Origin of the sequence: Burkholderia sp. E168m23, from assembly GCF_016586125.1 — a bacterium.
Lineage (GTDB): Bacteria > Pseudomonadota > Gammaproteobacteria > Burkholderiales > Burkholderiaceae > Burkholderia > Burkholderia orbicola.
In genome coordinates this window covers 1-5,193 of record NZ_BCPP01000497.1, presented here as the reverse complement: position 1 = coordinate 5,193, position 5,193 = coordinate 1, and the positions used below count along the sequence as shown (strand labels likewise).

7 protein-coding genes are annotated in these 5,193 nt (G+C 72.0%); 2 read left to right on the top strand and 5 right to left on the bottom strand.

What is annotated here, in order from left to right:
- From JMF90_RS23065 to JMF90_RS23045, 5 genes are all read right to left on the bottom strand, one after another.
- The coding region (locus JMF90_RS23065) for a phage protein NinX family protein (RefSeq protein ID WP_201325468.1) at positions 1–477 on the bottom strand (477 nt) is incomplete at its 3' end.
- 29 nt (positions 478–506) lie between these two features.
- Positions 507–1,298, bottom strand: coding sequence for an endonuclease/exonuclease/phosphatase family protein (locus JMF90_RS23060; RefSeq protein ID WP_027806790.1), 792 nt, complete (start codon positions 1,296–1,298; stop codon positions 507–509).
- Positions 1,289–3,487: a VTT domain-containing protein gene (locus JMF90_RS23055; protein WP_201317303.1), complete on the bottom strand. Its 2,199-nt coding sequence runs from the start codon at positions 3,485–3,487 to the stop codon at positions 1,289–1,291. Before JMF90_RS23055 ends, JMF90_RS23060 begins: the two co-directional genes overlap by 10 nt.
- Positions 3,484–3,807, bottom strand: coding sequence for a hypothetical protein (locus JMF90_RS23050; RefSeq protein ID WP_011695012.1), 324 nt, complete (start codon positions 3,805–3,807; stop codon positions 3,484–3,486). Before JMF90_RS23050 ends, JMF90_RS23055 begins: the two co-directional genes overlap by 4 nt.
- Positions 3,804–4,499 carry an MgtC/SapB family protein gene (locus tag JMF90_RS23045; RefSeq protein ID WP_027808544.1) on the bottom strand — a complete coding sequence of 232 codons (696 nt, stop codon included), beginning with the start codon at positions 4,497–4,499 and terminating at the stop codon, positions 3,804–3,806. Before JMF90_RS23045 ends, JMF90_RS23050 begins: the two co-directional genes overlap by 4 nt.
- A gap of 177 nt (positions 4,500–4,676) precedes the next feature.
- On the opposite strand from JMF90_RS23045, the gene JMF90_RS23040 reads away from it, so the two are divergent.
- Both JMF90_RS23040 and JMF90_RS23035 read left to right on the top strand, forming a co-directional pair.
- Positions 4,677–4,919, top strand: coding sequence for a DUF6566 family protein (locus JMF90_RS23040; protein WP_023476627.1), 243 nt, complete (start codon positions 4,677–4,679; stop codon positions 4,917–4,919).
- 92 nt (positions 4,920–5,011) lie between these two features.
- A partial coding sequence (locus tag JMF90_RS23035; protein WP_236598024.1) for a 2Fe-2S iron-sulfur cluster-binding protein occupies positions 5,012–5,193 on the top strand: 182 nt, incomplete at its 3' end.

Here is a 5,193-nt window from a genome sequence, read left to right as displayed (position 1 = left end):
TATGGAGCGGATATCCGAACTGTCGCCCGTCGCGGCATCGTCGTCCGTCGTCGGGATCGGCACACCCGGGTCATACCGCACCACCGTGCCATGTTCGATCCGGTGCGGAAACGGCGGCGGCGCGTCCACCTCGTCGCCGAAGCGTGCGCGCACGAATGCGCGCAGCAGCGCCTCACGCGCCGTGTGGCCACGAGCGCCGCAGGTCGACGGGCCGTCGACGAAGGTCGCGTCGCATTCGACCTCGTCGCCGTGGCGGGCGATCCGCAGATCCTCCACGCGATCGAGCACTGCGCCCGCGTCGGCCCACGACGCCGACGGCGCGAACGGTGCGTCGAGATGCCGGAACGCGTCGCAGGCGGCCGTCACGACCACGGTCGGCGCGACCGCCGTGAAGCGCAGCGTGTCTTCGTCATCGGCGCACAACGCGCGTGCGCACCAGTAGTCGAGATCCTTTCCGTCGAGTGCGTCGGTTCGCATGGGCTGCCTCCGTTCGATCGAAAAACGCGTCACCGCGCAAGCGCCGTGCCCGTCGCGGGCGTCGAACGCATCCGCGCCACCAGCGGGTAGTGGTCCGACGCGTGCCGCGCCCGCGCGCTGCGGTGCACGACCACGTCGACCAGCAGCTCGCCCGGATGAATCCAGATCCGGTCCAGCGAGAACACCGGGCACACGGTCGGGAATGTGCGCGGCGCCGGCGCACGCCGGAACCGCGTGACGAGCGCCTGCAGCGCGCGGCCGCGCACGAACCATTCGTTGATGTCGCCGAGCAGGATCACCGGCATCGCGCCCGTATCGAATGCCGCGAGCAGGCGCTGCACCTGCGCGCTGCGTTCGCTGGCCGACAGCCCGAGATGGGTCGCGACCACGCGGATCGGGCCCGTGCTGCAGTCGATGTCGGCGTCGAGCGCGCCGCGGGGCTCGCGCGGGTGGAACGACAGGTCGAGCGTGCGCGCCGCGCGGATCGGGCAGCGTGACAGCACCGCGTTGCCGTAGCGGCGCTCGGGCGTGTCGATCGTCGGGCCGGCCACCGCGTGCATGCCGGTCGCGTCGCGCAGGTGCGCAAGCACGTCCGGCGCGCGCGTGCCGCCGAGCGGCACTTCCTGCAGCGCGATCACGTCCGCGTCGAGTTCGTCGATCACGGCCGCGATCCGGTCGACCGCACGCGCCGGCCACGCGCCGTAGCCGCCGTGGATGTTGTAGGTCGCGATCCGCAGGTCGCGCCCGCCCGGCGCGGCGGCGGGCGCCGCGTCGGCGGTGACGACGTGCGGCGCCGGGGCCGGTTGTTTGCTCAGCGCCATCGTCGCAGCATCCTCACGAGCAGGATCGACACGCCGACCAGCGCGAGGCCGATCGCCGCGAGCCACGCGAACGCACCGGGCCCCGGATGGCTGAGCGCCGCGGTCAGCTGGTGCGCGAACGTGACGGTCAGTACGATGCCGGGCAGCATCCCGAGCGCGGTGCCGATCAGGTAGTCGCGCAGCCCGATGTGCGACGCGCCGGCGACGAGGTTCACGACGGTGAACGGCGCGATCGGCAGCAGCCGCAGCACGGCCATCGCGACCACGCCGCGCCGGCCGATGTGCTCGCTCAGCCGGTTCGCGCGCGGGCCGGCGAGCCGGCGCACCGCGTCGCGCCCGAGCCAGCGGCCCAGCGCGTAGGTCGCGGCGGCGGCCGCCATCGAGCCGATGCCCGCATACGCGAAGCCCGGCCACGCGCCGAACACGAGCCCCGTCGCGGCGATCAGCAGCGTGATCGGCACCGCGCAGGTCGCCGCCACCACGTACGCCGCGAGCAGCAGCACCGGCGCGGCCGGCAGCCGCGCGATGCCGGCCACCGCGTGCGACAGCGACGCGACGTTCAGGTGCGCGCCCAGCGGCGTGAAGCGCCACGCGAGCGCCAGCGCGGCGATCGCGAGCACGATCGCGCCGAGCACGAAAAAGCGCGCGGTGAGCGAGCGGTGCTGTTCGTGCGGCACGAATTCGCGGACGAACCGGTCGGGCTCGATCGGCTGCTCGGGGTCGAGCCGCGCGCTGACCGGCACGAGCGCCTCGAATTGCGGCGACACGGCCGGATCGAGCGTGCGCAGCGTGCGGCCGGGTTTTGCGCGCAGCTGGTCGAGCACGACGTTCGGCCGTTCGCCGCACGCGAACGCGTCGGCCACCTCGGCGGGCGTCGTGCCGAGATGCTCGGCCAGCAGCCGCTCGCGCATGCCGGCGATCGCGCCGCGGATGCGTGGATCGCCGGCCGCGACGAGCGCGATGCAGCATTCGGTATCGAGCACCATCGAGCGGTTATTGAGGTTCGCGCTGCCGATCACGATGCATTCGTCGTCGACGATCGCGATCTTGCTGTGCACGTTCACGCACGCGTCGCCAAGCCCGTCGACGTGCGGATACAGCAGCCGGTAGCGGTCGAAGCGGTCGGCCGACGCGAGCGTCGCGTGCAGCCGCGCGCGCAGCACGCCCATCGTCGCCTCTTGCAGCCAGCCGCTCTGCACCCGCGGCGCGACGACGGTGACGTCCGGCCCGTCCGTATCGGCGAGGCGCGAGGACAACGCGTCGCGCACCACCGCCGCGGTGAAATACTGGTTTTCGACATACAGGTGCCGCTGCGCGGCGCGGATCGTGTCCTCGACCAGCGCGCGCACCTGCCGCACCGGTTCGCGCCCGCCGTGGCGCGGCGCCGTATAGGCGATGCCGAGCCGCACGTCGCGCACGTCGACGCGCGCCTCGCGCGGCCACGGATCGTCGTCGTCGGGCCGGTAGAGATGCCGCTGCGCGCGGATCGCGATCGGGCGCCCGCACGCCTGCAGCCAGCGGGCCCGCGCCTGATCGCCGATCGCGGCGGCCGCGTCGCCGTCGAACATCGCGTGCACGTCGTGGAACGGCCCGTACGGCATGCCCTGCTCGTCGCGGCGGCGCGGATCGTCGGCCGCATGCGCGGGCGTGTCCCAGCGGGCGCGCGTCAGGTCGAGGCCGCCGACGAACGCGAGCCGGTCGTCGATCACGACCAGCTTCTGGTGATGCGATGCACCGCGCGGGTGCGCATCGTCGAGCCGGAACCGGATGCCGCGATGCGCGCGCCAGCCGGCCCGATACACGGGCGGCCAGTCGCGCTCCAGCGCGTAGATCATCGCGAAATCCCACGCGAGCACGTAGATGCGCAGGTTGTGACGGGCCGACGCGAGCGCATGCAGGAAGGCCGCGAGCGTGTCGGGCAGCGTGTCGTCCGCGCCGCCCGGCGCGAGCCGCATCCGGCTGTCGACGTCCCAGCCGACGATGAACACCGTATGGCGCGCACGCAGCAGCGCGGCGCGCAGCGTCGAGAAATACGCGTCGCCGTCGACCAGCATCGTGAAGCGGTCCGCGTGGCGGATCGTGTCGCAGTTGCGCCCGCGTTCGAGCAGGCCGTGCCGCGACGGGCCGTCCGCCGACGCGGCGTCGATGCGCCGGTCGTCGGCGCGGGTCACGCGATCCGGCGCGATCATCGGGCCCCGACGTCCCGGTTGCCGTCGATCCGCTGCAGCAGCGCATCGCAGCGTGCCCGAAGCCCCTGCAACTCCGGCGAATGCGCGTCGAGCCGCGCATGCTCGCCATCCGCGACCGCGATGTCGTAGATCTCCTGCGCGATCGTCGCCGACGCGTGCGCGATCCTGATCCGGTCGAGCCAGTCGCATTCGGCGTGCTGGCACGCGAGCCACGCGCGCAGCGCGCCCACCAGCTGGCTGGTCGTGAGCCACGTTCCGCTGCGCATGCGCGCGGCGAGCTGGCTCGTCACGAGATAGGAGAGCAGGTCGGTCTGGGTCACACGAAACTCCTTGACGAGGTGTCGGGTTGACAGGTCCGTACGCACGCGATGTTTTGCAGCGTCTCGCAGATCGCCGCAAATTCCGGCCCGCTCGTGCGCGAGAACGAGACGGAGATGTCGTCGGTGTCCGGATCGTCGTCCGATTGCTGGACGATGAACCGTTTCACGCGCACCCGGCCGGGGCCGAGCGCCTCGTGCAGCGTGCCGAGCGTGAGGCCGCCGCGCTCGGCCACGAGCTGCAGCGTGCGCTGCTGGCGCTGCGCGATGAAGCGGCGCTCGAGCGGTTTCACGCCCGCGAGGATCGCGAGCACGATCGCCGTCGCGCCGACCGACGCAACCACCATGCCGCCACCCGCGGCGAGCCCGACGCCGGCCACCGCCCACAGGCTCGCGGCCGTCGTCAGCCCGCGCACCACTTCGCCGCGCAGCAGGATCGAGCCCGCGCCGAGAAAGCCGATGCCGGACACCACTTGCGCGGCGACCCGCGACGGATCGAGCACGACGCCGTTCTGCCCGCGCACGTCCTCGAAGCCGAACGTCGACACCAGCATCACGAGCGCGGAGCCCACGCACACGAGCATGTGCGTGCGCAGCCCGGCGGCCCAGTTGAGGCGTTCGCGTTCGAGCCCGATCACGCTGCCGAGCAGCGCGGCCAGCAGCAGGCGTCCGAGTAATTCGAGGTGGCCGATCATGATGTGCATCCCTTCCGGCCCTAAGTGAAGCGGGCCCGGTAGCGGTTCGATGCGGAAAAGGGACGCAAGCAGCGTGCCGGCCGGGCACGGCGCGTGCGCGCAAGGCCGACGGCGCGCCTGGCGCGCATGCGGCGCGCATTTTTTGCATCGCTATCGCAGATAAGACAGGAGGCCACCGTGGCACATCAACAGGACGCACAGGTTCGGGACCCGTATCGCGGCCACGAGATTTTCGTGTGGGCGCGACCCAACGAGCGCGGCGCATGGCGCGACGAGGTGCAGGTGTACGTCAACGGCGCACGCATCGAGCTGGTGGTGCCGGAAGCCGCCGGCCCCGAATGGCTGACCGAGGTCGAGGCGCTGCGGGCGGGCCTCGAGCGCGGCCGCTATCTGATCGACAAGCGCGTGGACGACGATTGACCGGCATCGCGCTTGCGGCGCCGTGTGCCGCGACAGCGCCCCGCCGTGCAAGTACCCCATGAACCCACGCCGGCCCGCGCCGGGAGGAACCGATGAGCGATCCGCGCACCTTGCATATCTATCGCTACGACCCCGACCGCGACGCGGCGCCTTACATGCAGCGCTACGAGATCGACGTGAATCCGGACGACCGCATGCTGCTCGACGTGCTGGGCCGCGTGAAGTGCGACGACGAGACGCTGTCGTATCGGCGCTCCTGCCGCGAAGGCATCTG

What these genes read in the sequence shown, in the direction of transcription:
- JMF90_RS23060 (WP_027806790.1), bottom strand. Translation starts at nt 1,298, where the DNA reads ATGGCGCTGAGCAAACAACCGGCCCCGGCGCCGCACGTCGTCACCGCC.
- JMF90_RS23055 (WP_201317303.1), bottom strand. Translation starts at nt 3,487, where the DNA reads ATGATCGCGCCGGATCGCGTGACCCGCGCCGACGACCGGCGCATCGAC.
- JMF90_RS23045 (WP_027808544.1), bottom strand. Translation starts at nt 4,499, where the DNA reads ATGATCGGCCACCTCGAATTACTCGGACGCCTGCTGCTGGCCGCGCTG.